Source organism: Tateyamaria rhodophyticola (assembly GCF_047777875.1).
Taxonomy (GTDB): domain Bacteria; phylum Pseudomonadota; class Alphaproteobacteria; order Rhodobacterales; family Rhodobacteraceae; genus Tateyamaria.
In genome coordinates this window covers 2,258,453-2,279,805 of record NZ_CP180519.1, presented here as the reverse complement: position 1 = coordinate 2,279,805, position 21,353 = coordinate 2,258,453, and the positions used below count along the sequence as shown (strand labels likewise).

32 protein-coding genes and 1 tRNA gene are annotated in these 21,353 nt (G+C 61.4%); 10 read left to right on the top strand and 23 right to left on the bottom strand.

Annotated features, from left to right (window positions below):
- Nucleotides 1-32 precede the first annotated feature (32 nt).
- The 6 genes from rpsK to rplO form a co-directional block, all read right to left on the bottom strand.
- On the bottom strand, nt 33-422 hold the full coding sequence (rpsK, locus tag ACERHN_RS12805; RefSeq protein WP_299694591.1) for a 30S ribosomal protein S11: 390 nt from the start codon (nt 420-422) through the stop codon (nt 33-35).
- Between the two features lie 15 nt (nt 423-437).
- Nucleotides 438-806 (bottom strand): 30S ribosomal protein S13, encoded by a 369-nt coding sequence (gene rpsM / locus ACERHN_RS12800; protein WP_415919410.1) that lies wholly within the window; start codon nt 804-806, stop codon nt 438-440.
- Nucleotides 807-977: 171 nt separating this feature from the next.
- Nucleotides 978-1,568, bottom strand: coding sequence for a DUF4760 domain-containing protein (locus ACERHN_RS12795; protein WP_415919409.1), 591 nt, complete (start codon nt 1,566-1,568; stop codon nt 978-980).
- Nucleotides 1,569-1,665: 97 nt separating this feature from the next.
- Nucleotides 1,666-2,244 (bottom strand): adenylate kinase, encoded by a 579-nt coding sequence (locus tag ACERHN_RS12790; RefSeq protein WP_415919408.1) that lies wholly within the window; start codon nt 2,242-2,244, stop codon nt 1,666-1,668.
- Between the two features lie 8 nt (nt 2,245-2,252).
- A complete protein-coding gene (gene secY, locus ACERHN_RS12785; RefSeq protein WP_415919407.1) occupies nt 2,253-3,620 on the bottom strand; it encodes a preprotein translocase subunit SecY in 1,368 nt (455 codons plus the stop codon).
- A gap of 118 nt (nt 3,621-3,738) precedes the next feature.
- A complete protein-coding gene (gene rplO, locus ACERHN_RS12780; RefSeq protein WP_415919406.1) occupies nt 3,739-4,209 on the bottom strand; it encodes a 50S ribosomal protein L15 in 471 nt (156 codons plus the stop codon).
- A gap of 174 nt (nt 4,210-4,383) precedes the next feature.
- Here rplO and ACERHN_RS12775 point away from each other — a divergent pair, with 174 nt between their 5' ends.
- Together ACERHN_RS12775 and ACERHN_RS12770 are read left to right on the top strand one after the other, a co-directional pair.
- Entirely contained in the window at nt 4,384-5,058 is a 675-nt protein-coding gene (locus ACERHN_RS12775) for a vWA domain-containing protein (RefSeq protein ID WP_415919405.1), read from the top strand.
- 183 nt (nt 5,059-5,241) lie between these two features.
- Nucleotides 5,242-5,874: a hypothetical protein gene (locus ACERHN_RS12770; protein ID WP_415919404.1), complete on the top strand. Its 633-nt coding sequence runs from the start codon at nt 5,242-5,244 to the stop codon at nt 5,872-5,874.
- On the opposite strand, the gene ACERHN_RS12765 is transcribed toward ACERHN_RS12770, so the two are convergent.
- The 12 genes from ACERHN_RS12765 to rpmC form a co-directional block, all read right to left on the bottom strand.
- Nucleotides 5,871-6,602 (bottom strand): class I SAM-dependent methyltransferase, encoded by a 732-nt coding sequence (locus ACERHN_RS12765; protein WP_415919403.1) that lies wholly within the window; start codon nt 6,600-6,602, stop codon nt 5,871-5,873. The genes ACERHN_RS12770 and ACERHN_RS12765 overlap by 4 nt on opposite strands.
- Nucleotides 6,603-6,742: 140 nt before the next feature.
- Nucleotides 6,743-6,931, bottom strand: a complete 189-nt coding sequence (gene rpmD / locus ACERHN_RS12760) for a 50S ribosomal protein L30 (protein ID WP_189371439.1) — start codon at nt 6,929-6,931, stop codon at nt 6,743-6,745.
- A gap of 5 nt (nt 6,932-6,936) precedes the next feature.
- The gene (gene rpsE / locus ACERHN_RS12755) at nt 6,937-7,515 is read right to left on the bottom strand and encodes a 30S ribosomal protein S5 (protein WP_415919402.1); all 579 of its coding nucleotides are present in this window, start codon (nt 7,513-7,515) and stop codon (nt 6,937-6,939) included.
- Between the two features lie 133 nt (nt 7,516-7,648).
- On the bottom strand, nt 7,649-8,008 hold the full coding sequence (gene rplR / locus ACERHN_RS12750) for a 50S ribosomal protein L18 (protein WP_415919401.1): 360 nt from the start codon (nt 8,006-8,008) through the stop codon (nt 7,649-7,651).
- Between the two features lie 11 nt (nt 8,009-8,019).
- The gene (gene rplF, locus ACERHN_RS12745) at nt 8,020-8,553 is read right to left on the bottom strand and encodes a 50S ribosomal protein L6 (protein WP_415919400.1); all 534 of its coding nucleotides are present in this window, start codon (nt 8,551-8,553) and stop codon (nt 8,020-8,022) included.
- A gap of 12 nt (nt 8,554-8,565) precedes the next feature.
- Nucleotides 8,566-8,958 (bottom strand): 30S ribosomal protein S8, encoded by a 393-nt coding sequence (gene rpsH / locus ACERHN_RS12740; protein ID WP_415919399.1) that lies wholly within the window; start codon nt 8,956-8,958, stop codon nt 8,566-8,568.
- 14 nt (nt 8,959-8,972) lie between these two features.
- Nucleotides 8,973-9,278, bottom strand: coding sequence for a 30S ribosomal protein S14 (rpsN, locus tag ACERHN_RS12735; protein WP_415919398.1), 306 nt, complete (start codon nt 9,276-9,278; stop codon nt 8,973-8,975).
- Nucleotides 9,279-9,292: 14 nt separating this feature from the next.
- Nucleotides 9,293-9,853 (bottom strand): 50S ribosomal protein L5, encoded by a 561-nt coding sequence (rplE, locus tag ACERHN_RS12730; RefSeq protein ID WP_415919397.1) that lies wholly within the window; start codon nt 9,851-9,853, stop codon nt 9,293-9,295.
- Nucleotides 9,853-10,158, bottom strand: a complete 306-nt coding sequence (gene rplX, locus ACERHN_RS12725) for a 50S ribosomal protein L24 (RefSeq protein WP_415919396.1) — start codon at nt 10,156-10,158, stop codon at nt 9,853-9,855. The genes rplE and rplX overlap by 1 nt, the downstream gene beginning before the upstream one ends.
- A 1-nt stretch (nt 10,159) precedes the next feature.
- Nucleotides 10,160-10,528: a 50S ribosomal protein L14 gene (rplN, locus tag ACERHN_RS12720; protein WP_042456818.1), complete on the bottom strand. Its 369-nt coding sequence runs from the start codon at nt 10,526-10,528 to the stop codon at nt 10,160-10,162.
- 79 nt (nt 10,529-10,607) lie between these two features.
- Nucleotides 10,608-10,838 carry a 30S ribosomal protein S17 gene (rpsQ, locus tag ACERHN_RS12715; RefSeq protein ID WP_415919395.1) on the bottom strand — a complete coding sequence of 77 codons (231 nt, stop codon included), beginning with the start codon at nt 10,836-10,838 and terminating at the stop codon, nt 10,608-10,610.
- 12 nt (nt 10,839-10,850) lie between these two features.
- Nucleotides 10,851-11,051, bottom strand: a complete 201-nt coding sequence (rpmC, locus tag ACERHN_RS12710; protein WP_415919394.1) for a 50S ribosomal protein L29 — start codon at nt 11,049-11,051, stop codon at nt 10,851-10,853.
- Between the two features lie 250 nt (nt 11,052-11,301).
- On the opposite strand from rpmC, the gene ACERHN_RS12705 reads away from it, so the two are divergent.
- Both ACERHN_RS12705 and ACERHN_RS12700 read left to right on the top strand, forming a co-directional pair.
- Nucleotides 11,302-11,805, top strand: a complete 504-nt coding sequence (locus ACERHN_RS12705) for a hypothetical protein (protein ID WP_415919393.1) — start codon at nt 11,302-11,304, stop codon at nt 11,803-11,805.
- A gap of 88 nt (nt 11,806-11,893) precedes the next feature.
- Complete coding sequence (locus tag ACERHN_RS12700) at nt 11,894-12,514, top strand: TIGR02466 family protein (RefSeq protein WP_415919392.1); 621 nt, start codon at nt 11,894-11,896, stop codon at nt 12,512-12,514.
- A gap of 7 nt (nt 12,515-12,521) precedes the next feature.
- Here the strand turns inward: ACERHN_RS12700 and ACERHN_RS12695 are convergent, their stop codons facing one another.
- Nucleotides 12,522-13,382, bottom strand: a complete 861-nt coding sequence (locus tag ACERHN_RS12695) for an N-formylglutamate amidohydrolase (RefSeq protein ID WP_415919391.1) — start codon at nt 13,380-13,382, stop codon at nt 12,522-12,524.
- 150 nt (nt 13,383-13,532) lie between these two features.
- Between ACERHN_RS12695 and ACERHN_RS12690 the strand changes: the two genes are divergently transcribed.
- From ACERHN_RS12690 to ACERHN_RS12680, 3 genes are all read left to right on the top strand, one after another.
- Nucleotides 13,533-13,607 (top strand) — tRNA-Val (locus tag ACERHN_RS12690).
- 106 nt (nt 13,608-13,713) lie between these two features.
- Nucleotides 13,714-13,839 carry a type B 50S ribosomal protein L36 gene (ykgO, locus tag ACERHN_RS12685; RefSeq protein ID WP_005850168.1) on the top strand — a complete coding sequence of 42 codons (126 nt, stop codon included), beginning with the start codon at nt 13,714-13,716 and terminating at the stop codon, nt 13,837-13,839.
- Between the two features lie 167 nt (nt 13,840-14,006).
- Nucleotides 14,007-14,540 (top strand): hypothetical protein, encoded by a 534-nt coding sequence (locus tag ACERHN_RS12680; RefSeq protein ID WP_415919390.1) that lies wholly within the window; start codon nt 14,007-14,009, stop codon nt 14,538-14,540.
- Nucleotides 14,541-14,663: 123 nt separating this feature from the next.
- Here the strand turns inward: ACERHN_RS12680 and ACERHN_RS12675 are convergent, their stop codons facing one another.
- Nucleotides 14,664-15,716, bottom strand: coding sequence for a sodium-dependent bicarbonate transport family permease (locus ACERHN_RS12675; RefSeq protein WP_415919389.1), 1,053 nt, complete (start codon nt 15,714-15,716; stop codon nt 14,664-14,666).
- Nucleotides 15,717-15,813: 97 nt separating this feature from the next.
- On the opposite strand from ACERHN_RS12675, the gene ACERHN_RS12670 reads away from it, so the two are divergent.
- From ACERHN_RS12670 to ACERHN_RS12660, 3 genes are all read left to right on the top strand, one after another.
- The gene (locus ACERHN_RS12670; RefSeq protein WP_415919388.1) at nt 15,814-16,677 is read left to right on the top strand and encodes a LysR family transcriptional regulator; all 864 of its coding nucleotides are present in this window, start codon (nt 15,814-15,816) and stop codon (nt 16,675-16,677) included.
- A gap of 89 nt (nt 16,678-16,766) precedes the next feature.
- Nucleotides 16,767-17,636, top strand: a complete 870-nt coding sequence (gene yghU, locus ACERHN_RS12665) for a glutathione-dependent disulfide-bond oxidoreductase (RefSeq protein WP_415919387.1) — start codon at nt 16,767-16,769, stop codon at nt 17,634-17,636.
- A 57-nt stretch (nt 17,637-17,693) separates the two neighbouring features.
- Nucleotides 17,694-18,173, top strand: a complete 480-nt coding sequence (locus ACERHN_RS12660; RefSeq protein ID WP_415919386.1) for an aggregation factor core protein MAFp3, isoform C — start codon at nt 17,694-17,696, stop codon at nt 18,171-18,173.
- Here the strand turns inward: ACERHN_RS12660 and ACERHN_RS12655 are convergent.
- The 3 genes from ACERHN_RS12655 to ACERHN_RS12645 are packed head-to-tail and all read right to left on the bottom strand — an operon-like array spanning nt 18,170 to nt 21,314.
- Nucleotides 18,170-19,828, bottom strand: a complete 1,659-nt coding sequence (locus ACERHN_RS12655; protein WP_415919385.1) for an ABC transporter permease — start codon at nt 19,826-19,828, stop codon at nt 18,170-18,172. The genes ACERHN_RS12660 and ACERHN_RS12655 overlap by 4 nt on opposite strands.
- A gap of 47 nt (nt 19,829-19,875) precedes the next feature.
- On the bottom strand, nt 19,876-21,093 hold the full coding sequence (locus tag ACERHN_RS12650) for a phenylacetate--CoA ligase family protein (RefSeq protein WP_415919384.1): 1,218 nt from the start codon (nt 21,091-21,093) through the stop codon (nt 19,876-19,878).
- Entirely contained in the window at nt 21,090-21,314 is a 225-nt protein-coding gene (locus ACERHN_RS12645; RefSeq protein ID WP_415919383.1) for a hypothetical protein, read from the bottom strand. The genes ACERHN_RS12650 and ACERHN_RS12645 overlap by 4 nt, the downstream gene beginning before the upstream one ends.
- Nucleotides 21,315-21,353: the final 39 nt, after the last annotated feature.

Genomic DNA, 21,353 nt, shown 5'->3' with positions numbered 1-21,353 from the left:
GTTGCACGGCCCCACAGAAAATTCACTGTCGCTTAGACGCGGCGGCGTTTCGGCGGGCGGCAGCCGTTGTGGGCAATCGGGGTCACGTCACGGATGGATGTGATGTTGAACCCGACAGCCGCCAGCGCACGCAGCGCAGATTCGCGGCCCGAACCCGGACCCTGCACTTCAACCTCGAGCGTTTTCACGCCGTGTTCCTGTGCCTTGCGGCCCGCATCCTCAGCAGCCATCTGCGCCGCATAAGGTGTGGATTTCCGCGAACCCTTGAAACCCATCGTACCGGCGGACGACCACGAAATGGCGTTGCCCTGCACGTCGGAAATCAGGATCTTGGTGTTGTTGAACGACGAATTCACGTGGGCCACGCCCGCCGCGATATTCTTGGAGACCTTGCGCTTGGTGCGCCGTGTATCACGTGCCATCTGTGCAGCCCTCCCTTATTTCTTCTTACCGGCAATGGCCTTTGCAGGGCCTTTGCGGGTACGCGCGTTGGTGTGGGTCCGCTGACCGCGAACGGGCAGGTTGCGGCGGTGACGCAGGCCACGGTAGCAGCCGAGGTCCATGAGACGTTTGATGTTCATGGTCGTCTCGCGACGCAGGTCGCCTTCGACGGTGTAGTGCTCGTCGATGTGCTCACGGATTTTCAGGACTTCGGCGTCGCTGAGTTCGTTCACACGGCGTGTCATGTCGATCCCGACAGCTTCGCAGATTTTCTGGGCGGAGGTGTTACCGATGCCTGTGATATATGTCAGGGCAATCGGAACACGTTTGGCGGTGGGGATGTTGACCCCTGCAATACGTGCCACGTTTGGCTTTCCTTTTCGTTGCGGACCCGTCATTCCAGGTCCTTTTTTCACAACATAAGGCCCAAGGATTTTGCCCCCGGGCCTGCCGCTGATCAGGTGATCCGACGGGACGCGTTCCCGTCGTTGATTCTCGTCAGAGATGGCGTGAGATAGGCGTTGTTCTATTTGGCGTCAAGTGGGCTTGTGCGCCGGGCGTGCACTGCCCCGTTGATCGCGGTTGATTTGCTTTTCCCACTTGGCCGCCAGCGCCTGAAATTCGCTGAACGCGTTGTTGGAAGGCACGTCGCTGCCGCTGTCGGGCGTGGGTGTGCGGATATGCGTGATAAAGTCTTCGGCCGCGTGCCAGTCGCGCACCACGGTCGAGCGCATGAAATCGGCATAGACCGCTTCATCAAGGATACCCTTGCGGATGCCGATGGCCATCAGTTCATAGTGGTTGAGATAGGCAATCACCTTGCGGCGCTGTTCCAGCAGTTGCGGGTTGGTGACGGTTTTCAGCTGCTCGAACCCGCCTTCGTCTTTGCGCACATCGGTAAACGCCTTGTAGAGCGATTGGTAATGTTCGGTTGTCTCGGTCCGCTCGATCATATCGAGCGTTGCGCGTTTGCGCGCGACTTCCTTGTTGGCGGCGATGGAGCGGATGGAGATGAAGGCCGCGGCGCAGGCCGACAGGCCAATGACCAGAGGGGAGACCCACCAAAACGAATTAGAGGCCGCGCATATGACCAGCGCAGCCTCCGCAAACTCTTGGCATTCGGACATAAAGTTAGTCCCGGTATCCTTCACGAAGCATCTGAAGTCTCCTCTGCTACACGCTTAAAATAGTCGTGCGAGTGTTAAAAAACAACTAAATTGCGATTCAGCCGTCCAGTACGCCCGCAATTGCCGCCTTCACGCTGTCAATCTCGCCCAGCCCGTCGACCTTGGTCAGCTGACCCTTGGCATAGTAGTAACCGATCAGCGGCGATGTCTTTTTGTAGTACTCCATCAGGCGTACTTTCATCGCGTCGGCGTTGTCGTCGGCGCGCACCGGCTGACCAGCGGCAGCAGCCTCAGCCGCGCGCCCCACGATACGGTCAACCAAAACATCGTCGTCAACCTCAAGCTCGATCACCGCATCAAGGGATTGACCCTGTTCCGCCAACAGCGTGTTGAGCGCATCCGCCTGAGCCAGCGTGCGCGGGAAGCCGTCGAAAATGAATCCGTTTGCCTTGACCGTTTCAAGCTGCTCGCGGATCAGGCCGATGACAATCTCATCCGTCACAAGCGCGCCACGGGCCATGACGTCCGCCACGATCTGACCCATCTCGGTGCCGCTGTCTTTGGCCGCACGCAGCATGTCACCCGTGCTCAGCTGCACCATGCCACGCTCGTCAACGAGGAAACGCGCTTGCGTGCCCTTGCCCGCACCCGGCGGGCCCAGCAAAATAATGTTCATCGTCGTCCCTATCTCCGGATCGGGCTGCGCTTGCGGCGGCCTTTGCCGCCACTCTTACCACGCAATTGCGATCTCTCAATAAGGCCTTCGTATTGATGGGCGAGCAGGTGGCTCTGGACTTGCTGGATGGTGTCCATGGTCACGGACACCACGATCAGCACGGATGTGCCGCCAAAGTAGAACGGAATGGCGAATTCACCGCGCAGGATTTCGGGCAGCAGACAGACCAGCGCGAGGTAGCCAGCGCCAAGCACAAGGATGCGGTTGACCACGTATTCCAGGTACTCTTCGGTTTTCTTGCCGGGGCGAATGCCGGGGACAAAACCGTTCTGGTTCTTGAGGTTCTCGGCAACGTCTTCGGGTTTGAAGCTGACGTTGAACGTATAGAAGTAGGCAAAGAAGACGATCATCGCCGCGAAGAACAGCAGGTACAGCGGCTGACCGGGACCGAAGTTGGCCAAAAGCCACGACATCACCGGGCTGGTCGAGTTGCCGGAAAACGTGCTGATCGTCACGGGCAACAGCAGCAGGGACGAGGCAAAGATCGCAGGGATCACGCCCGCCGGGTTCACCTTGACCGGCAGGTGGCTGGAGCCGCCGTCATAGACCTTCATACCCACTTGGCGGCGGGGATACTGGATGTGGATCTTGCGCAGGGCGCGTTCCATGAACACCACGAAGGTGATGGTCGCGATGACCATAAAGATCACACCGATGATGATCGCTGGGCTCAGCGCACCGGAGCGGCCGGAGGCAAAGAACTGTGCCAAGGCGGCGGGGACTTCGGCAATGATGCCCACAAAGATGATCAGCGAAATACCGTTGCCGATGCCGCGTGCGGTGATCTGCTCACCCAGCCACATCAGGAACATAGTACCGCCGACCAGCGTGATCAGGCACGCCACACGGAAATAGAGGCCCGGGTCGGTCACCAGATCGCCGCCTTCAAGGCTGACTGCAAGGCCCCAGGCCTGCAATGTGGCAAGGAACACCGTGCCGTAACGGGTGTACTGGTTCAGCTTTTTGCGGCCCTGTTCGCCCTCTTTCTTCAGCTGCTTGAGGGGTTCGTACATCGACCCTAGCAGCTGCACGATGATCGAGGCCGAGATATAGGGCATGATCCCGAGGGCAAAGATGCCCATACGGCCAAGCGCACCGCCGGTGAACATGCTGACCATGCCGCCGATCCCCTGGCCTGCGCTTTCCATGAACTCCCGCAGGGCCGCGCCGTCGATGCCTGGCACCGGGATAAAGGTGCCCAGACGATAGACGATCAGCAGACCGAGGGTGAACAGGATGCGATTGCGCAGGTCGGTGGCCTTGCCCAGAGCGCTCCAGCTCGTGTTGGCGGCCATATTCTCGACGGCAGATACCATGCGGGCATGTTCCTTTATGGCAAAACGCCGTCCGGCTCGGTTTTCCGGGCGGACGGCGTCGGGAAAAACTAGAGACTATGTAAGCCGCGCGGACGCGGCCCACAAGTCATGGCTCAGCTTACTCGGCAGCCGCAGCAGCGACAGACAGGCTGCCCCCTGCTTTTTCAACGGCTTCGACGGCCGATTTGGACGCGCCGGTCACGGAGAGTTCAACCTTTGAGGTGATCTCACCCTTGGCCAGAACGCGCACACCGTCCAGCTTGCGGCGCACGAGACCGGAGGCCACCAGCGCGTCTTCGTCGATCGCGGATTTCGCGTCGAGTTTGCCCAGGTCGATGAATTTCTGGATCAGGCCCAGGTTCACAACGGCAAATGCCTTGCGGTTCGGCTTGTTGAAGCCACGCTTGGGCAGGCGTTGGTAGAGGGGCATTTGCCCGCCTTCGTAGCCGTTGATGGCCACACCTGAACGGGATTTCTGACCTTTGATACCCCGGCCACCCATTTTACCGGTGCCGGAACCGGGACCGCGACCCACGCGCTTGCGTGGCTTGGTGGCACCGGGATTGTCCCGCAGTTCATGCAGTTTCATATCGCTTCTCCTCTGCCGGATGTGACCCACGAAGCGATGACGGGCCAACCACGGCGTTTCTTGGTTGATTCTGAACGTGGCGAGACGCCACCGGGGGCGTATAGACCCCGCGCCCATGCGGATCAAGGGGCCGCGTGGGCTTGTTTTGTCCTGCGGCGCCTGTAGCCTGATGACATGAAGCCCGTTGCCCTTTTGCTTGCCCTGACCCTGTCGGTCCAGACCGCGATGGCCGAGTGCGCATCGGACGCGATGGTGGTGTTCGACGGATCGGCCTCCATGTCCGAAGTGGGGTTTGACACCGGTGACGCCACGCGCATCGAAGAGGCCCGCCTTGCCATGGCCCGTGTCATGCCGCAGGTCGAAGCGTTTCGGCGCATTGGCCTGCTGACCTATGGCCCGGGGGGCGATACCGCGTGTTCCGGCGCGTCCCTGCGGTTTCTGCCGCGCGCCGATGCGGCGGATCTTATGATTGCCGAACTTGATGCGATGCGCCCCAGCGGGCTCACTCCGCTCGCCGATGCTGTGGAGCAAGCCGCCGAGGCGCTGGATTTCAGAAATGAGCGCGCGGTGGTTGTCCTTGTGACGGATGGGAACGAGACCTGTGGCGGCCGCCCTTGCGCGGTGTCCGAACGGCTCGCCGCATCGGCGCGTGATCTGATCGTGCATGTGATCGGGTTCCGCGTGTCGCGCGACTTTTTCGCGTGGAACAATCCCGAACAGACCTATGGCGAGGACACAGTGGCCAAGTGCTTTGCCGACCGGACGGGTGGCCTCTTTGTGACCACCGAAACGGTGGATGACCTTGTTGCAGCGCTACAGCGTACGCTGGGATGTCCCGTCATCGGCTAGCAGTTTGGCGCCGCGTTCCGAAAGCCGTCTGAAACTTCCGAAATCCCCCGCTAATCCATCCGAAATTTGCGCCATTTCGGGCCGAGTCAGGAATTCCACCATAGCCGGGCGTGCAAGAATCACGCATGACTGCCGCATATTTTATGACGCTTCATTCGCACATACTTTTCTGGGTCTTTGATTATGCTTTCGGTTTTTCCCATCAGCGACAGCTGGCTCTTTGTCCTTGGCACATCGTCGGCTGTCCTCGCGTTCTGCGCCTATCTGCCTTACATGCGGGACGTCCTTCGGGGCGTCACCCAACCACAGCGCGCCTCGTGGCTGATCTGGTCCCTGCTCAGCAGCATCGCCTTGGCGGCGCAGGTCTACGAAGGGGCCAGCACGTCCCTTTGGTTCGCCGGGTCGCAAGTGGCAAGCACGTGGATTGTGTTCCTGTTGTCGATCGCACGTGGGCAAGGCGCGTTCCTGAGCCGCCCTGATGAACGCGCGCTGTGGCTGGCGACGGTGGGGATCGTGATCTGGTACTTCACGGACAACGCGGTCTATGCGCTGGCGCTGACCATCACGATCAGCCTGCTGGGCGGGGTGTTGACGGTGACCAAGGCGTATCAGGATCCAGAATCGGAAACCTTGTCGACCTGGGTTCTGTCCTTTGGCGCGGCCTGTCTGGCGATCCTGTCGGTGGGCACGCTGGATTGGGCGCTGCTGGCCTATCCGCTTTACCTGTTCGTGCTCAAGACCGCGATCATCACCGCGATCCTGCTGGGCCGCAGTTCCGCAAACCGCTATGCGGCGATGGGCCTGCCGCGGTTCTAGGTTCCGTCCTTGCCCGCAAAACTCGATTTGCGACCACGCAGCTCGAGCGCCTTGCGGGAAAAGCTCAGCTGGCCATTCTGCGCCACAAAGCTGGTTGGCGGATCGGCCCGCAGGCGCTTTTCCAGAATGGTGATGGAATCGTAAAACCGCACGGATTCCAATGCCTTGGCTTGCGCATCCACGGGGAACGCGTCGTCGTCATCGGTGTACCAGGAATGCATCGTATCCACGACATTCTTGGCAAATTCGATAAAGCTGTGGGGCGCCTTGTACCCGCCGCCAAAGCCCGGCCAATAGGACGTGTGGCAATCCTCAACCACATAAAGCCCGCCATCGGCCACATGTGGCCACAGCGCCTTGAGGCTGGTGATCTGGTGTTCGGAGATGTGGCTCCCATCGTCGAGGACGATGTCAAAGGGGCCGAATTCCGCCGCGATCTCCGCGAGAAAGGCGGGATCGGCCTGGCTGCCGATGCGCACATGGGTGCCGGGGATTTCGTGTTCCTTGCAAGCCGGATCAATGTCGATGAAGGCCAGACGGTCGGCATTGGCGAAATACGCCTTCCACATCGGGATGGAGCCGCCGCGGAACACGCCGATTTCCAGAAAGGACAGGGGCCGGGTCCGGTAGCGCGCAAATTCGCGCTCGTAGACATCAAGGTAATGGACCCACTTGGTCAGCGCCTTGGGGCCTGCGTTCTTGACGTAATCCACAAAGAAAGGGGTCATGCCTGACATCGTTTTGCTGCCTTGTCACTCTGCCGGTCACCCTGCACGACTGCATGCGCGCGGGGCAAGGGGCGGAAACGAAAACACCCGGCCCTCCTGTCGGAGAACCGGGTGCCATCATGTCTGCGGTGAAAGGGGCCTTAGCCCTTTTCCTCGATGATTTCGACCAGGTGCGGGATTTTCCGGACCATGCCGCGCACGGAAGGTGTGTCTTCCAGCTCGCGGGTCTTGTGCATCTTGTTCAGGCCCAGGCCGATCAGGGTCGCGCGCTGTTCCTGCGGGCGACGGATGGGCGAGCCGATCTGTTTGACGACGATTGTCTTTGCCATCTGACTTAGGCCTCCTCAGCCACTTGAGCCGACGCATCGGGGGCTTCGTCCCGCTTGGGCAGGATGTCGGCAACCTTCTTGCCACGACGCTGTGCAACCGCGCGGGGCGATTGCTCTTTCTTCAGGCCGTCGATGGTGGCGCGGATCATGTTGTAGGGGTTTTGCGAACCGATGGACTTGGACACAACGTCCTTGACGCCCAGCATTTCGAACACGGCACGCATCGGACCACCGGCGATGATCCCGGTCCCTTCAGGAGCGGTGCGCATCACGACCTTGCCCGCACCGTGGCGGCCTTCCATGTCGTGGTGCAGCGTGCGGCCTTCGCGCAGTTGCACGCGGATCATCTGACGCTTGGCTTGCTCAGTCGCCTTGCGGATCGCCTCGGGCACCTCTTTGGCCTTACCTTTGCCAAAGCCAACGCGGCCCTTCTGGTCGCCAACAACGACAAGCGCGGCAAAGCCAAAGCGCTTACCACCCTTGACGGTTTTGGACACACGGTTGATCGCGACCAGGCGGTCTGCGAATTCGGGGGGCTCGTCACGGTCGCGACGGTTGCCCCGGCGGTTTTCACGTTCTGCCATTTGACAGTCCTTATATGGGTGGCTTGCGCCATTTTAGGTCAATCCAAGTGGGCCGAAGCCCCCGGATCATCGGGGGGGCGTGCATCGCCCCCCGCAAGAGTGTGTAGGGTGGGCAATCTGCCCACCTCTGGCCTTAGATCTTGAGACCGCCTTCACGCGCCGCGTCGGCCAGAGCCTTCACCTTGCCATGAAAGAGGAAACCGCCGCGGTCGAAATACGCTTCGCTCACGCCCGCCTTCTTGGCGCGCTCGGCGATCGCTGCACCCACTTTTGCGGCTGCTTCGACGTTGTTCTTGCCCACCAGACCGAGGTCTTTTTCGAGGGTGGAGGCCGCGGCCAGGGTCACGCCGTTCACATCGTCGATCAGCTGAACGCTGATGTTCTTGTTCGAGCGGTGCACGCTCAGGCGGGGACGCCCGGCGTTGACCTTGCGCAGTTTGTTCCGGACGCGCAGGCGGCGCTTGAGGAACAGGGTCCGTTTGCTGTTTGCCATCTGTCTGGTCCTTACTTCTTCTTACCTTCCTTGCGGAAGATAAATTCACCTTTGTAGCGGATACCTTTGCCCTTGTAGGGCTCGGGCTTGCGCCACTCGCGGATTTTTGCGGCCACTTCGCCGACCTGCTGCTGGTCGATACCTTCGACAACAATTTCGGTCTGCTTGGGGGCGGTCACGGTGACGCCCTCGGGTGCCGTGAAATCCACATCGTGGGACAGACCGAGGTTCAGCTTCAAGGTGTTGCCCTGCATCTGCGCCCGGTAACCAACGCCCTGGATTTCCAGCTCTTTTTTGAAGCCTTCGGTCACGCCGGTCACGCAGTTCTGCACCTGCGTGCGGGACATGCCCCACTGCTGGCGCGCGCGCTTGGACTTGCCGCGGGGTTCGATGGTGACGACGTTGTCCTCGACCTTGAGGGTCACGTCATCCGTGGCGGTAAAGGTGCGGGTGCCCTTGGGGCCCTTCACCTCGATGGTCTGACCGGAGAGCGATGCGCTCACGCCCGAAGGCAGGTCGACCGGTTTTTTACCAATACGAGACATCTACAGCGCTCCTTAGAAGATCGTGCAAAGCACTTCGCCGCCAACATTGGCCGCACGTGCGTTTGCATCCGACATCACACCTTTGGAGGTGGAGACAATCGACACGCCCAGGCCCTGACGGACCGAAGGAATGTCATCCTTGCCCATGTACACACGACGGCCGGGCTTGGACACGCGCTTCAACTCGCGGATCACAGGCTCGCCTTCATAGTACTTGAGGCTGATTTCGATGGCAGGGTGACCGTTGGCACCGGTGGTTTTCTCAAACCCGCGGATGTAGCCTTCGTCTGCCAGCACTTCCAGCACGCGCTCGCGCAGTTTGGACGCAGGCGTCTCAACCACGGATTTGCCGCGCATCTGGCTGTTGCGGATACGGGTGAGCATATCGCCGATAGGATCGTTCATAACTTATCTCTCCCTTACCAGCTTGATTTAACCATGCCGGGGATTTGGCCCATGGAGCCAAGTTCCCGCAGCGCGATCCGGCTGATCTTGAGCTTGCGATAATAAGCATGCGGACGACCGGTCAGCTGGCAGCGGTTGTGCAAACGTGTGGCGGAACTGTTGCGTGGCAGCTTGGCCAGCTTCAGCGAAGCGCGGAAACGCTCTTCCATCGGTTTGCTTTCGTCGGAAATGATTTCCTTGAGCTCGGCGCGCTTGGCAGCATACTTCTCCACCAGCTTTTGACGCTTCACTTCGCGGGCGATCATGGATTTCTTGGCCATAATGTATGTCCCTCTTACGCGTTGAAAGGCATGTTGAAGTGCTTCAACAGGCTCTTTGCTTCCGCGTCTGTGTTCGCGGTGGTGGTGATGATGATGTCCATGCCCCAGACCTCGTCGACCTTGTCGAAGTCGATCTCGGGGAACACGATGTGCTCTTTCATGCCCATGGCAAAGTTGCCACGCCCATCAAACGACGGCTTCACGCCGCGAAAGTCGCGGACGCGCGGCAGCGCGATGGTGATCAGACGATCGAGGAATTCATACATCCGGTCACCGCGCAGCGTCACCTTGGCGCCCAGCGGCATCTCTTCACGCACCCGGAAACCCGCGATGGATTTCTTGGCCAGTGTTGCCATGGCCTTTTGACCAGCAATCGCGGTGAGGTCCTCAACGGCGGCTTTGGCTTTCTTGCTGTCTTTGACAGCTTCGGCGCCACAGCCGATGTTCAGCACGATCTTGTCCAGACGCGGGATCTGCATGTCGTTGCCGTAGCCGAACTCTTCTTTCATCGCGGCGCGGATCGTCTCTTTGTACTGATCCTTGAGGCGCGGGGAGTAGTTTGCAGTGTCGAGCATCAGATCACGTCCCCTGTCGTCTTGGCAAAGCGCACTTTCTTGTCGCCGTCCATTTTGAAGCCGACGCGCGTGGGTTTGCCGTTGGCATCCAGCAGCGCGAGGTTGCTCAGGTCGATCGGCATCGCCTTGGGGATGCGGCCGCCCTGGGATTGCTGGGTCTGGCGTGTGGCGCGGATGGCGATGTTGATGCCTTCAACCACGGCCTTGCCGGATTTCGGGTCGACAGAAGAGATGGTGCCTTCCTTGCCCTTGTCCTTGCCCGCGAGCACGACGACCTTGTCGTCTTTTTTCAGTTTCGCAGCCATATCACAGCACCTCCGGAGCGAGCGAGATGATCTTCATGAAGCTCTTGGCACGCAGCTCACGCACAACGGGGCCAAAGATACGTGTACCGACCGGCTCGTTGTTGTTGTTCAGGATGACGGCTGCGTTGCGGTCAAAGCGGATGGCGGTGCCGTCTTCGCGACGGACCTCCTTGGCGGTGCGGACGACGACGGCCTTGCGGACGTCCCCTTTTTTCACGCGACCGCGCGGGATGGCTTCCTTGACCGACACGACGATGATGTCGCCGACGGACGCGTATTTACGCTTGGAACCACCCAAAACCTTGATGCACTGAACACGGCGTGCGCCGCTGTTGTCAGCAACATCCAGGTTGGTTTGCATCTGGATCATTTGGTTTCTCCCGACCTTTGGGGGGCGATGCGTGCCAAATCCCCAGGGTTTCGATTAATGCGGCAAATGCCGGGGGCGTTTAGGCCTCCAGCACCTCCCAGCGTTTTGTTTTCGACTTGGGCGCGCATTCGATGATGCGGACGCTGTCGCCGACCTTGAACGTGTTCTTCTCATCGTGCGCACGGTACTTCTTGGACTTACGAATGGTCTTTTTCAGAACCGGGTGCGTAAAGCGGCGTTCGACGCTCACGGTGACGGTTTGGGCATTTGCGTCGGATGTCACGACGCCTTGCAGGATACGCTTGGGCATTGTCGCTCTTCCTTATTCCGCGGCCGCTTGGGCTTTTTCGTTGAGGATCGTGTTGACCCGTGCCACGTCGCGGCGGACCTGGCGCATCCGCGCGGGGTTCTCAAGCGCACCTGTGGCGGCCTGGAAGCGCAGGTTGAAGGCTTCTTTTTTCAAGTTCGCCAGCTCATCGCGGAGCTGATCCGGGGTCTTGTCCCGAAGTTCCTGGGCGTTCATGCGCCTTTTCCTTTCAACATCACGAGCAGGCCGCCAATAAAAGCGTCACCCTGATTCCCGTGGAGTGGATGATAGACGCGCCGTATATGGCCGCATCCGGGACATGGCAACCCCGTTTTGCAAAGGAAATCCGTCAGCCGGACGCGGATACAAGATATCGGTGCAAGGACACCAAAAACACCACCAAAGCGCCACATTCTTGCCGCGTGCCCACGCGATCCTCCCGCCAAACGTGTGGGAGCGAAAAAACATGACAGCAGTGGCAATCCAAATCGACACCGCCTTTCCGGCCCAATCTGATGCGGGGCCGCGGGCCGTATGTCTGGACGGGCCGGTGGTGCGTTCGGTTGGACGGATGCCGCTCTTGCACGTGCCCAAAGTGTCGTGGTGGCAGCGCGCGCGGCTGGCCAAACTCGATCTGCCCGAAACCCAGGACATGATCGGCCACATGGCGCAGGTGGCCTGCGGCGGCGGGACGGACACCGACATGTCCGACATCGCCATGGCGCTCCACCAGATCACGCAATCCAGCTTTGCGCCCGAGCTGTGGCACAGTCTGGAGCCGTATTTCCAGGTCGAAGGGCCCTGCGGGTCCTATGATGATGCCCGCGCGGTGCAGGTCTATGCACTCTATATATATGTCAGCGGGTCGGATGATGTCGCCGCGCAGATCGAGGCCGTTGTGCCGATGACGCAGGACATGCGCACGCTGCGCCACGACCTGACACAGGCACGGAGCCAACTACGGGGATAGGCATCACGGCACCCGCGGCCCATGGACAAACCGCCCGGATAAGCGCACATCCTGTGGTCACACCTTTGACTGACCGAGCCCGAGCGCGATGCCCAAGATCACATCCCTGTTTGCCACCCGCCTCTATCACGCACCGCTCCGCGCGTTCGATCCCGCGGTGGATGCGGCAGAGCTGGAACAGCATTGCTATGCCATTGCCGAAGATGACGAGGCCGGGCACGACTGGTGCGAGCGCGAGGGGTATCCCGGCTATACCTCCTATGCGTCGCTCGACGATCTGCCCTGGCGGTTCCCGATCTTTGCCGATCTGGTCAAGGCATTGGACGCCCACGTGGCCGACTTTGCCAGTGAATTGGCCTTCGATCTGGGGGACAAGGCGCTGAAGCTCGACAGCATCTGGATCAACATCCTGCCCGAAGGCGGCATTCACACCGGGCATATCCATCCCCATTCCGTCATTTCCGGAACCACATATGTGGCCATGCCCGAAGGCACCTCCGCGCTCAAACTCGAAGATCCGCGCCTGCCCATGATGATGGCCGCCCCCGGTCGGACCAAGGACGCGCCCGAAGACCTCGCGCAATTCCACTATGCCAAGCCCTCCGTGGGTGACGTCCTGCTGTGGGAAAGCTGGCTGCGGCACGAGGTGCCGATGAACATGGCCGAAGAAGAACGCGTGTCGGTCAGCTTCAACTACGGCTGGGACTGAGCGGCGCCTATTCCGCGGCAAGCGGCACGCGCATCTGACCGATGCGGGCGATGTCGGCAATCACCGTCTGCAACCGGCGGCGCATCTCTTCGAAGTCGCCATTGGGCCGGATCAGCCGTTCATTCATATAAAGCGCGCGGTCAATCTCGACCTGCACGGCGTGTTGGCGCCGCGACGGGCGGCCATAGGCCTGCGTGATATAGGCCCCGGCAAAGGGCGCATTGCGCGCCACCGTGAACCCTGCGGCAACAAAGGCCGCTTCGACCACATCGACAATGTCACCCGAGGCCGCCGCCCCGAACCGGTCGCCGAGCACGACATCCGGGCGGCGCACGCCACTGCGCGCGATACCGTCCATCGCCTCGTGCGGCATCGAATGGCAATCAATTAAAACCGCCTGCCCATGATGCTGATGCGCCCCGTCCAGCAGTTTTTGCAGCATCTGGTGATAGGGCCGCCAATAGAGCGCAATGCGCCGCTCCGCCTCACTCATCGGCAGCTTGCCGCGATAGATCGACCGCCCGTTGGCCACCACACGCGGCACCACGCCAAGGCCACTGGCCACACGGGGGTTGTGTCCCTGCCGCCGGACCCCTTCGATCAGGGCGGGGTCCAGCTCATCCGCGCTGCGGTTGAGATCGACAAAGGCACGCGGCGCCCCTGCGGTCAAAAGCGGCGCGCCAAAACGGGGTGCTGCATCGAACAACTGGTCCACAAACGCATCCTCGGAGGACCGGATCGTCTTTTCATCCAGCAGCGTCTTGCGCACAAAGGTCCAAGGGTAGTCGCGCCCGGAATGGGGCGAGGCAAAGACAACGCAGCTGGTGCGTTTGTCGGGATGCATAACCTCGTAGGCGACCTTGGGCATGTGAACTCCTCTGTGCGGTAACATAGACCATCAAACGCCAAAGCCAAAAGCCCTTGATCCCCGTTCCGACTCCTTTTATACGCCCCCTCACCCGGCGCGGATTTCCGCGCCCGCTTCTTTTGCGGGTCAGGCATTTGCACCGGTCAGAGTGGGCGATTAGCTCAGCGGTAGAGCACTTCGTTGACATCGAAGGGGTCACAAGTTCGATCCTTGTATCGCCCACCACTCTATTCTGCCATCCGGGGCAACCCGCATGGGCCTTACACCGGCACGCATGTGCCAAAACGCAACCCGGCGCTGCTTCGCGCCACCGAAATGAGGAAGAAGCGCCATGAAGGTTCGCAACTCGCTCCGCTCGCTGAAAAACCGGCACCGTGACTGCCGCGTTGTGCGCAGGAAGGGCCGTGTGTACGTCATCAACAAGACGCAGCGCCGGTTCAAAGCCCGCCAGGGCTAAGACCACCAGGTCAGACATTCCAAAGGCCACCCCATGTTGGGGTGGCTTTTTTAGTTTAAAATTGCCCGGCACTGCGCACGACGGCTCTGCGGGATTTTGCTGCCATTTGCCGGGGCGGTTCAGATGTCTGCTTTTGCTCCGTCAGCTACATCGGCTACGGTCGCTCTATGTCAGATTTCAAATCTCAGATTGCCCGTCACCGGGACAAGTTGAATGAGCTTCACCAACGCATTCACTCAACCGTTAAGGAGCGCGACCGCTCTGAAGCACATAGGCGCGCGTGGGAAGACGCGTGTGCCGATTTCCATAGTTTTCGGTCAAAGACTGACAGCATCATTGGCGAAGTTATCTCAGAAAGCCTATCGGAAGACACACAGACAAGAAAATTTGTGTTTGATTTTCTGTCTGTTGATCCAATCTACTTCCGATCGGGCTACGAGAAAGAGAACCTTCTGAGGTTGCTCAAACCTCTGGACCTGATTGATGAAGAAAAGGAGGTTCTTCGTCAAACAATCCTTCGTCGCATTCGTAATGGCGCGCTACGAGAGTTTCGGCGGTTTTGCCAACTTATACCGAAGATTGAGAATGAAGCCTTTGTTTCTGAACTTCGAAAAGAGGCCAAATCCAGTGACGCACAAATTCAACGTCGAGCTGCATTCGCCTTGGCATATGTAGAGAAAAAGCCGTCCTCCAAGAACTGAGAAGCCGATATTAATAGAGACTGCAGCATCAAGCATTTTTGGGCTCACATCGGACCTTACCGATCGACGCACTGAACACCGGAGGCAACCTGCCTCCGGTGTCAAAGTACAACCGCGTCCCGCTCAGAACCCGATGAACCGATCGGCCAGCGCCATGAAGAGCGGGATGCTCAGGATCGCCACCGGTGTGCCGAGGCCCGTGGATGCGCCGACATAGGCCGACGGGTTCGCCTCGGGCAGAGCCGCGCGCATGGTTGGCGGGCCGGAGATGTCCGAACTCGACGCAGCCATGATCGACAGCAGAACCACACCACCCGCCGAAAACCCGGTCAGCTCATGCGCGATCAACCCGGCGCCAAACCCGATCGCACCATGCACCAGCGGCGCGGAGATCCCGTAGAACAGGTAGGCATGCGCCACGCCCTTCAGCTCCGACAGCCGCGACCACGCTTCCATCCCCATGATCAGCATCAGCACCGACAACAGCCCCCGAAACAGTGGCTCGTAAAAGCTGGCATAGACCGTCTCGGGCCGCGCAAAGAGGCCAAGTGCCAGACCCAGCAGCAGCGCGGAGATGGCGGGTGAGCGGACCGTGTCGACCAGAATGCCCTTGATCAGCCCCTGTTCGACAACCGGACCACCGGCAGCGCCACCGCCCATGGTGACGGTGCCACCCTGAACGCTCGTGGCCTTGCGTGCCTTGGCCAGCCGCGCCAGCACAATGGCCGTGACAAGCGCCGCGACATCCATGAATGGATATAGCGCGCCGATGAACCCCTCATACGCGATGCCTTCGCCATCCAGAACCGCCATGCCCGCAGCGAGTGTCGAGGCCGACACCGCACCAAAAAGCCCCACGGTGGCCAACCCGTCGGTCTCCGACACACCGCGCCAGCGCGCCAGGGTGAACCGGCCCAATGCGACAATGGCAATGCCGACAGCCGCCGCCAGAAGAGCCGGGACAACGAGGTCCACGAAGTCCGCCTCGCGCACGGAAATGCCCGCGCCGATGCCCACCTTGAGCAACAAAAGGATCACGATGAATTTGTAGATCGGTTCCGGTATCTCGAACTTGCTGCCCAAAGCGGCCAGCATCATGCCACCGATCAGAAAGGCCAGCGTGGGCTTTTGCATCTGTGCCAGAATGGTCGTCACGATATCTGCGAGAATGTCCATGTCGTGCTCCGTGTTGCGTGCTGACGGGACAGATAGCGGCACGGCACACGAATAAAAAATATAACTATTGCACCATATCGTTCTATATTATCAAACTATGGAAGCACTCAATTATCACCACCTGCGCTACTTTCGCGCCGTCGCGCACGAAGGCAACCTGACCCGCGCGGCAGAGCGGCTGAACCTGTCGCAATCGGCGCTGTCCATCCAGATCAAGGCGCTGGAGGCGCGCATGGGCCATGCGCTCTTTGACCGCGTGGGACGGCAGCTCCAGTTGACCGAGGTGGGGCGCATCGCGCTCGACCACGCCGACCGCATCTTTGGCACCGGCGAGGAGCTGATGGCGATCCTGAGCCGCAGCACCGACGCGACGCCGCCCCTGCGTGTGGGTGCGCTGTCCACCCTGTCGCGCAATTTCCAGCTGCAATTCCTGCGCCCGGCGCTGGCGCACCCGGACCTCGACATCGTGCTGACCTCTGGCGGCAGTGCGCAATTGCTGAACGCGCTGTCGGACCTTGCGCTGGATGTGGTGCTGACCACCGATGCGCCGCGCAGTGCGGCAGGCTCAGACTTTATCGCGCACCGTCTGGCCGCACATCCCGCGCGCCTGCACGGTGTGCCCAAACGGATGGATCACCCGGACCTGCGCAGCCTGCTCACCCATGAGCCGGTCATTGTCCCCACCGAAAGCGCCATGCGCACCGGGTTCAACAGCCTGATCGCCCGCCTCGGGGTGCAGCCGCGGATCGTCGCGGATGTGGACGACATGGCCATGGTGCGGCTGCTTGCGCGCGAAGGCGCGGGGCTGGCACTCGCCCCTGATATCGTGCTGGCGGACGAAATCGCCTCGGGCCAACTGCGCACCGCACCGTTCGATCTGAACATCACCGACACGTTCTTTGCTGTCACGATGCAGCGCAGCTTTGCCCATCCGCTGCTGCACACGGTGCTGCCGGCCTGATCCGTGCAGATACGCACAGCCCTCAGGCGCTTGCACCGCGGGCGTGCCCGCTTACCTTGATCCCAACCGCAGAGCGAAAGGCCCAAGACATGAGCGATCCGACATACACCCCGCCCGCCAAATGGACATGGGACGCCGAAAGCGGCGGACAGTTTGCCTCCATCAACCGCCCCATCGCCGGTCCCACCAGCGACACCGACCTGCCCGTCGGCAAGCATCCGTTCCAGCTGTATTCGCTGGCCACGCCCAACGGGGTGAAGGTCACCATGATGTTCGAAGAGCTGCTGGAAGCAGGCGAGACCGGGGCCGAGTATGACGCGTGGCTGATCAAGATCGGCGACGGTGAGCAATTCGGATCGGGCTTTGTCGCGGCGAACCCGAACTCCAAGATCCCGGCCCTGGTGGACCGTTCCGGTGACACGCCCTTGCGCGTCTTTGAATCCGGCTCGATCCTGATCCACCTGGCCGAGAAATTCGGCCACTTCCTGCCCGGCGAGGGCCCCGCCCGCACCGAAACGCTCAACTGGCTGATGTGGCAAATGGGCTCCGCGCCCTTCCTCGGGGGCGGCTTTGGCCACTTCTACGCCTATGCGCCCGAGAAATACGAATACCCGATCAACCGCTACGCGATGGAAAGCAAACGGCAACTGGACGTGCTGGACCGCGAATTGGCGGACAAGCCGTTCATCGCCGGTGACGACTATTCCATCGCCGATATGGCGATCTGGCCGTGGTACGGGCAACTGTGCCTCGGGCGGCTCTATTCGGCGGCGGAATTCCTTGACGTGGAAAGCTACAAGAACGTGATGGCATGGGCCGAAAAGATCGACGCACGTCCCGCCACACTGCGCGGGCGCATGGTCAACCGCGCCTTTGGCGAGCCGGAATTGCAGTTGCATGAACGCCATGATGCCGGCGATTTCGACACGCAGACACAGGACAAGATCGGCGAAAGCTGACCTTGTCACATGTGCACGTACCGCTAGGTGGTGGGATCTCAGCTAAGGATTCCACCCATGCGCCTGATCGCCCTCTGCCTCGCCACCACCCTCGCCCTGCCCGCCACCGCCGGGGTCACCGTCCAGTTTCGCGATGGCGCGCCCAAGGACCGGTTTACCCTGTCCTATGACGGCACCTGTGCGCTTGGGCCGACGCAATTGGTGATTGATCTGGGCACGGCCCCAGCGGGTCTGATCTTTGACATCACCGGAGCGGGCGCGGGGGTCGAAGTCTTTCAACCCCTGGAATGGGTGCAGGGCAGCGCGCAAACCTCTCAGGTGACAGACGGGGACACCACGCTGACCGTGTCGCTGGACCAATGGGCACCGGGTGAGGTGCGCGCCTTTACCGTCGATATCGACGACACCACCAGCGGGCGTCAGATCACGGTGGACGGCTCCGAAATGGTGGGCGCAACCCTGCGCGCGGACGGGCAAACGGCGGTCTTTGATGCGAGTGGCAGCGCGACGCTCCCGCTCGATCCCTGCACGTCCTAACGCCGCCCCACCTGTCGGCAGATCAGGATCACCGGCAACAGGCCCACGGCCACGATCACAAGGCTCGGCACCGCAGCACCCGCAAGCCGTTCGTCTGACGCAAGGCGGTAGGCCTGCACCGCCAACGTGTCATAGTTGAAGGGCCGCATGATCAGCGTCGCGGGCAATTCCTTCATCACATCGACAAACACGATGAGCAGCGCAGTCAGAAGGCTCGGCGTCAGGATCGGCAGGTGGATGCGCCGCAGCGTGGCCAGCGGCCCCTGCCCCAGCGACCGGCTGGCCGCATCCATATTCGCGTGCACCCGCGCCTGACCGCCCTCATATGCACCCAAGGCCGCCGCCAGAAACCGCACCATATAGGCAAAGACCAAAAGCCAGATGGACCCGGTAATGAGCAGCCCGGTCGAGATGTCGAACGTTTCACGCATCCAGGCATCCAGCGCATTGTCAAAGGCGGCAAAGGGCACGATCAGGCCAACGGCGATCACCCCCCCCGGCACCGCATAACCCAGCCGCGCCGCATACCCCGCGGTCGCGGATGGCGCGCCGGGGCGGCTGCGCTGGTAAAAGCCCACCGCAATCGCCGCACAGACCGTCAGCAGAGCCGCCGTGCCGGCCAGCACCAGCGAATTCTGGATGAACCGCAGATACCGCGCGCTCAGCAGGTCCTGCTCGGACCCGATCCCGAGGCTCAGCAAGATGAACACCGGCAGCACCGCGCCAAAGAAAACCGGCACTGCGCACAAGGCGCATGCGCCCCATCCCCACCATCCCCGCAAGGTCATCGGGGGTTGATCCTGTCCCGCCCGGCTTGGATCGTGATAGCGCGCCTTGCCCCGCTGCGTCCGTTCCAGCACGGCGAACATCAGCGCAAAGGCCAGAAGGCACAGCGCCAGCTGCGCCGCGCCCGCCCGGTCCCCCAGCGAGAACCAGCTGGTGTAGATACCGGTGGCAAAGGTCTGCACCCCGAAATAGGCGACCGTGCCGAAATCCGCGATGGTCTCCATCACAGCGAGCAGCACGCCAGCGGCAATCGCAGGGCGCGCGAGCGGCAGGCTGACCCGGAAAAACGCCGACCACGGGCTGGACCCCAGGGCGCGCGCCGCCAAAAAGGTACTGCCGCTTTGTTGCAGAAACGACGCCCGCGCCAGCAGGTACACATAGGGGTACAGCACGAGTATCAGCATCGTCGCCGCCCCACCCAGGCTGCGGATTTCCGGGAACCAATAATCGCGCGGCCCCCACCCCGTCACATCGCGCAGCACCGTCTGCACGATACCGGGATGATCCAGCACGTGCGTGTAGGCATAGGCCAGCACATACGCCGGAAACGCCAGCGGCAGGACCAGCGCAATCTCCAGCACCCGCGCCCCCGGGAAACGCGTCATGGTGACAAGCCACGCGGTGCTGACACCCACGGCAAAAGTGCCAAGGGCCACCAGCACGACCAGCAGCGCGGTGTTCCCCGCATAGCGCGCCAGCACCGTATCGATGAGATGCGCCACGGTGTCGGTGCCGCCAAACGCCGCCGCCAGCGCCACCGCCACCATCGGCAATATGCACACAAGCGCCACCGCCCACGCGATCACGGCAATGCCGTGCGGGCGCCGGACCGATCGGGCCGGAGAAGGGGAGATGGATGCGTCGCTCATAAGTCCAACGCTTTATGTCAGGAACAACGCCGCGGGACCAGCGGCATTCAGTCGTAGCTGCGCTGATCCTCGATCACCAGCCCGTCGCGCGGCAGCGTACCCGGGGATACGACCTCCACCGTGCCCTTGAGCTTCAGCACGTCCACCACGCTGGGTGCATAATCCTCCGCCCCGCCGCCTGTCGCCTCGAGTTGCACCACCATCACGTCCTGATCCCCGCTCCGCTGCGCAATCACGCGGGCGCGCGAAACGGTGTCGTGCTTGGCGACAAGGGTGGCGACCTGTTCGGGGCGCACGAACATGCCCTTGATCTTGGTCGTCTGGTCGGCGCGCCCCATCCACCCTTTAATGCGCATGTTCGTCCGCCCGCAGGGACTTTGCCCGGCCATCACAGCGCTCAGGTCCCCGGTCGCAAACCGGATCAGCGGGTAGTCGGGGTTCAGCGTCGTGACCACCACCTCGCCGACCTCGCCTTCGGGCACAGGATCGCCGGTGCCGGGTGTCACGATCTCGACTACCACGCCTTCGTCAACGATCAGCCCCTCCATCGCGTCGCTCTCATAGGCGATGTTGCCCAGGTCGGCCGTCGCATAGCATTGCAGACAGGATATCCCCCGATCCGCATAGGCCTGGCGCAAGGACGGAAACAGCGCACCGCCGCCCACCGCCGCCTTGGTGATCCGCAAGCTCACCCCCATTTCGTCCGCCTTGTCGAGGATGACCTTGAGGTAGTCCGGTGTGCCCGCATAGGCCGTGGTGCCGATGTCGCGCGCCGCGATCACCTGCGCCTCGGTCTGGCCCGTCCCTGCGGGCAGCACGCCCGCGCCAATCGCCGTCGCCCCGTTTTCGAACATGATCCCGGCAGGCGTCAGGTGATAGCTAAAGCAGTTCTGCACCACGTCCTGCGACCCGATCCCCGCAGCATGCAGAAACCGCGCAAACCGCCACCAATCCTTGGCGTCATGCGCGCCCGGCTCATAGATCGGGCCGGGGCTTTGGAAGATATGGCTGAACTGGCTGACGCCGGTGGTGAACCCGCCCAGCGGCGGGCGCGCCTTTTGCGCCGCGCCAAGGTCGGATTTCCGCAGCACCGGCAACGCGGCCAGATCCCCAACCCCCTCAATGGTCAGCGCATCCACACCTCCAAGCGTATCGGCATAGCCTGCAAGCACCTGCGCCCGGCCCACCTGATCCTGCAACGCCACCTTCAGGTCGCGCGCGCGGGCCTCCGCGCTGCGGGTCTCCAGATCATCGTAAAAACTCATCCCTCAACCCGTCCTTCATATGCGCGAACAGATGTCCCGCGACCCTCATCATAAAGATACAATGTGACATCCCCGGCCATCTGATGGGCCCACGTCACCGCATCCGATACGGACACGTTTTCAAGCTGGTCATAGTCAACCTGCTGTGTCGGATCTTGCGCGGCCTGATCCGCATCTGACACCGCGTTGTCGTGCCACGTGGCCTCCACAATGGCGTTCACGCACCGCCACCGGTGCCCCCGCTGCCGTTTGTCCACGAT

What these genes read in the sequence shown, in the direction of transcription:
- rplN (WP_042456818.1), bottom strand. Translation starts at nt 10,528, where the DNA reads ATGATCCAGATGCAAACCAACCTGGATGTTGCTGACAACAGCGGCGCA.
- rpsQ (WP_415919395.1), bottom strand. Translation starts at nt 10,838, where the DNA reads ATGCCCAAGCGTATCCTGCAAGGCGTCGTGACATCCGACGCAAATGCC.
- ykgO (WP_005850168.1), top strand. Translation starts at nt 13,714, where the DNA reads ATGAAGGTTCGCAACTCGCTCCGCTCGCTGAAAAACCGGCACCGTGAC.
- rpmC (WP_415919394.1), bottom strand. Translation starts at nt 11,051, where the DNA reads ATGAACGCCCAGGAACTTCGGGACAAGACCCCGGATCAGCTCCGCGAT.
- rplR (WP_415919401.1), bottom strand. Translation starts at nt 8,008, where the DNA reads ATGGCAAACAGCAAACGGACCCTGTTCCTCAAGCGCCGCCTGCGCGTC.
- rplX (WP_415919396.1), bottom strand. Translation starts at nt 10,158, where the DNA reads ATGGCTGCGAAACTGAAAAAAGACGACAAGGTCGTCGTGCTCGCGGGC.
- rplF (WP_415919400.1), bottom strand. Translation starts at nt 8,553, where the DNA reads ATGTCTCGTATTGGTAAAAAACCGGTCGACCTGCCTTCGGGCGTGAGC.
- yghU (WP_415919387.1), top strand. Translation starts at nt 16,767, where the DNA reads ATGAGCGATCCGACATACACCCCGCCCGCCAAATGGACATGGGACGCC.
- ACERHN_RS12775 (WP_415919405.1), top strand. Translation starts at nt 4,384, where the DNA reads ATGAAGCCCGTTGCCCTTTTGCTTGCCCTGACCCTGTCGGTCCAGACC.
- ACERHN_RS12790 (WP_415919408.1), bottom strand. Translation starts at nt 2,244, where the DNA reads ATGAACATTATTTTGCTGGGCCCGCCGGGTGCGGGCAAGGGCACGCAA.
- ACERHN_RS12765 (WP_415919403.1), bottom strand. Translation starts at nt 6,602, where the DNA reads ATGACCCCTTTCTTTGTGGATTACGTCAAGAACGCAGGCCCCAAGGCG.
- rplO (WP_415919406.1), bottom strand. Translation starts at nt 4,209, where the DNA reads ATGAAACTGCATGAACTGCGGGACAATCCCGGTGCCACCAAGCCACGC.
- rpmD (WP_189371439.1), bottom strand. Translation starts at nt 6,931, where the DNA reads ATGGCAAAGACAATCGTCGTCAAACAGATCGGCTCGCCCATCCGTCGC.
- ACERHN_RS12650 (WP_415919384.1), bottom strand. Translation starts at nt 21,093, where the DNA reads ATGAGTTTTTACGATGATCTGGAGACCCGCAGCGCGGAGGCCCGCGCG.
- ACERHN_RS12795 (WP_415919409.1), bottom strand. Translation starts at nt 1,568, where the DNA reads ATGTCCGAATGCCAAGAGTTTGCGGAGGCTGCGCTGGTCATATGCGCG.
- ACERHN_RS12705 (WP_415919393.1), top strand. Translation starts at nt 11,302, where the DNA reads ATGACAGCAGTGGCAATCCAAATCGACACCGCCTTTCCGGCCCAATCT.
- ACERHN_RS12660 (WP_415919386.1), top strand. Translation starts at nt 17,694, where the DNA reads ATGCGCCTGATCGCCCTCTGCCTCGCCACCACCCTCGCCCTGCCCGCC.
- secY (WP_415919407.1), bottom strand. Translation starts at nt 3,620, where the DNA reads ATGGTATCTGCCGTCGAGAATATGGCCGCCAACACGAGCTGGAGCGCT.
- rpsH (WP_415919399.1), bottom strand. Translation starts at nt 8,958, where the DNA reads ATGAACGATCCTATCGGCGATATGCTCACCCGTATCCGCAACAGCCAG.
- ACERHN_RS12695 (WP_415919391.1), bottom strand. Translation starts at nt 13,382, where the DNA reads ATGCCCAAGGTCGCCTACGAGGTTATGCATCCCGACAAACGCACCAGC.
- rpsN (WP_415919398.1), bottom strand. Translation starts at nt 9,278, where the DNA reads ATGGCCAAGAAATCCATGATCGCCCGCGAAGTGAAGCGTCAAAAGCTG.
- ACERHN_RS12700 (WP_415919392.1), top strand. Translation starts at nt 11,894, where the DNA reads ATGCCCAAGATCACATCCCTGTTTGCCACCCGCCTCTATCACGCACCG.
- ACERHN_RS12655 (WP_415919385.1), bottom strand. Translation starts at nt 19,828, where the DNA reads ATGAGCGACGCATCCATCTCCCCTTCTCCGGCCCGATCGGTCCGGCGC.
- ACERHN_RS12680 (WP_415919390.1), top strand. Translation starts at nt 14,007, where the DNA reads ATGTCAGATTTCAAATCTCAGATTGCCCGTCACCGGGACAAGTTGAAT.
- rplE (WP_415919397.1), bottom strand. Translation starts at nt 9,853, where the DNA reads ATGCTCGACACTGCAAACTACTCCCCGCGCCTCAAGGATCAGTACAAA.
- rpsE (WP_415919402.1), bottom strand. Translation starts at nt 7,515, where the DNA reads ATGGCAGAACGTGAAAACCGCCGGGGCAACCGTCGCGACCGTGACGAG.
- ACERHN_RS12770 (WP_415919404.1), top strand. Translation starts at nt 5,242, where the DNA reads ATGCTTTCGGTTTTTCCCATCAGCGACAGCTGGCTCTTTGTCCTTGGC.
- rpsK (WP_299694591.1), bottom strand. Translation starts at nt 422, where the DNA reads ATGGCACGTGATACACGGCGCACCAAGCGCAAGGTCTCCAAGAATATC.
- ACERHN_RS12675 (WP_415919389.1), bottom strand. Translation starts at nt 15,716, where the DNA reads ATGGACATTCTCGCAGATATCGTGACGACCATTCTGGCACAGATGCAA.
- ACERHN_RS12670 (WP_415919388.1), top strand. Translation starts at nt 15,814, where the DNA reads ATGGAAGCACTCAATTATCACCACCTGCGCTACTTTCGCGCCGTCGCG.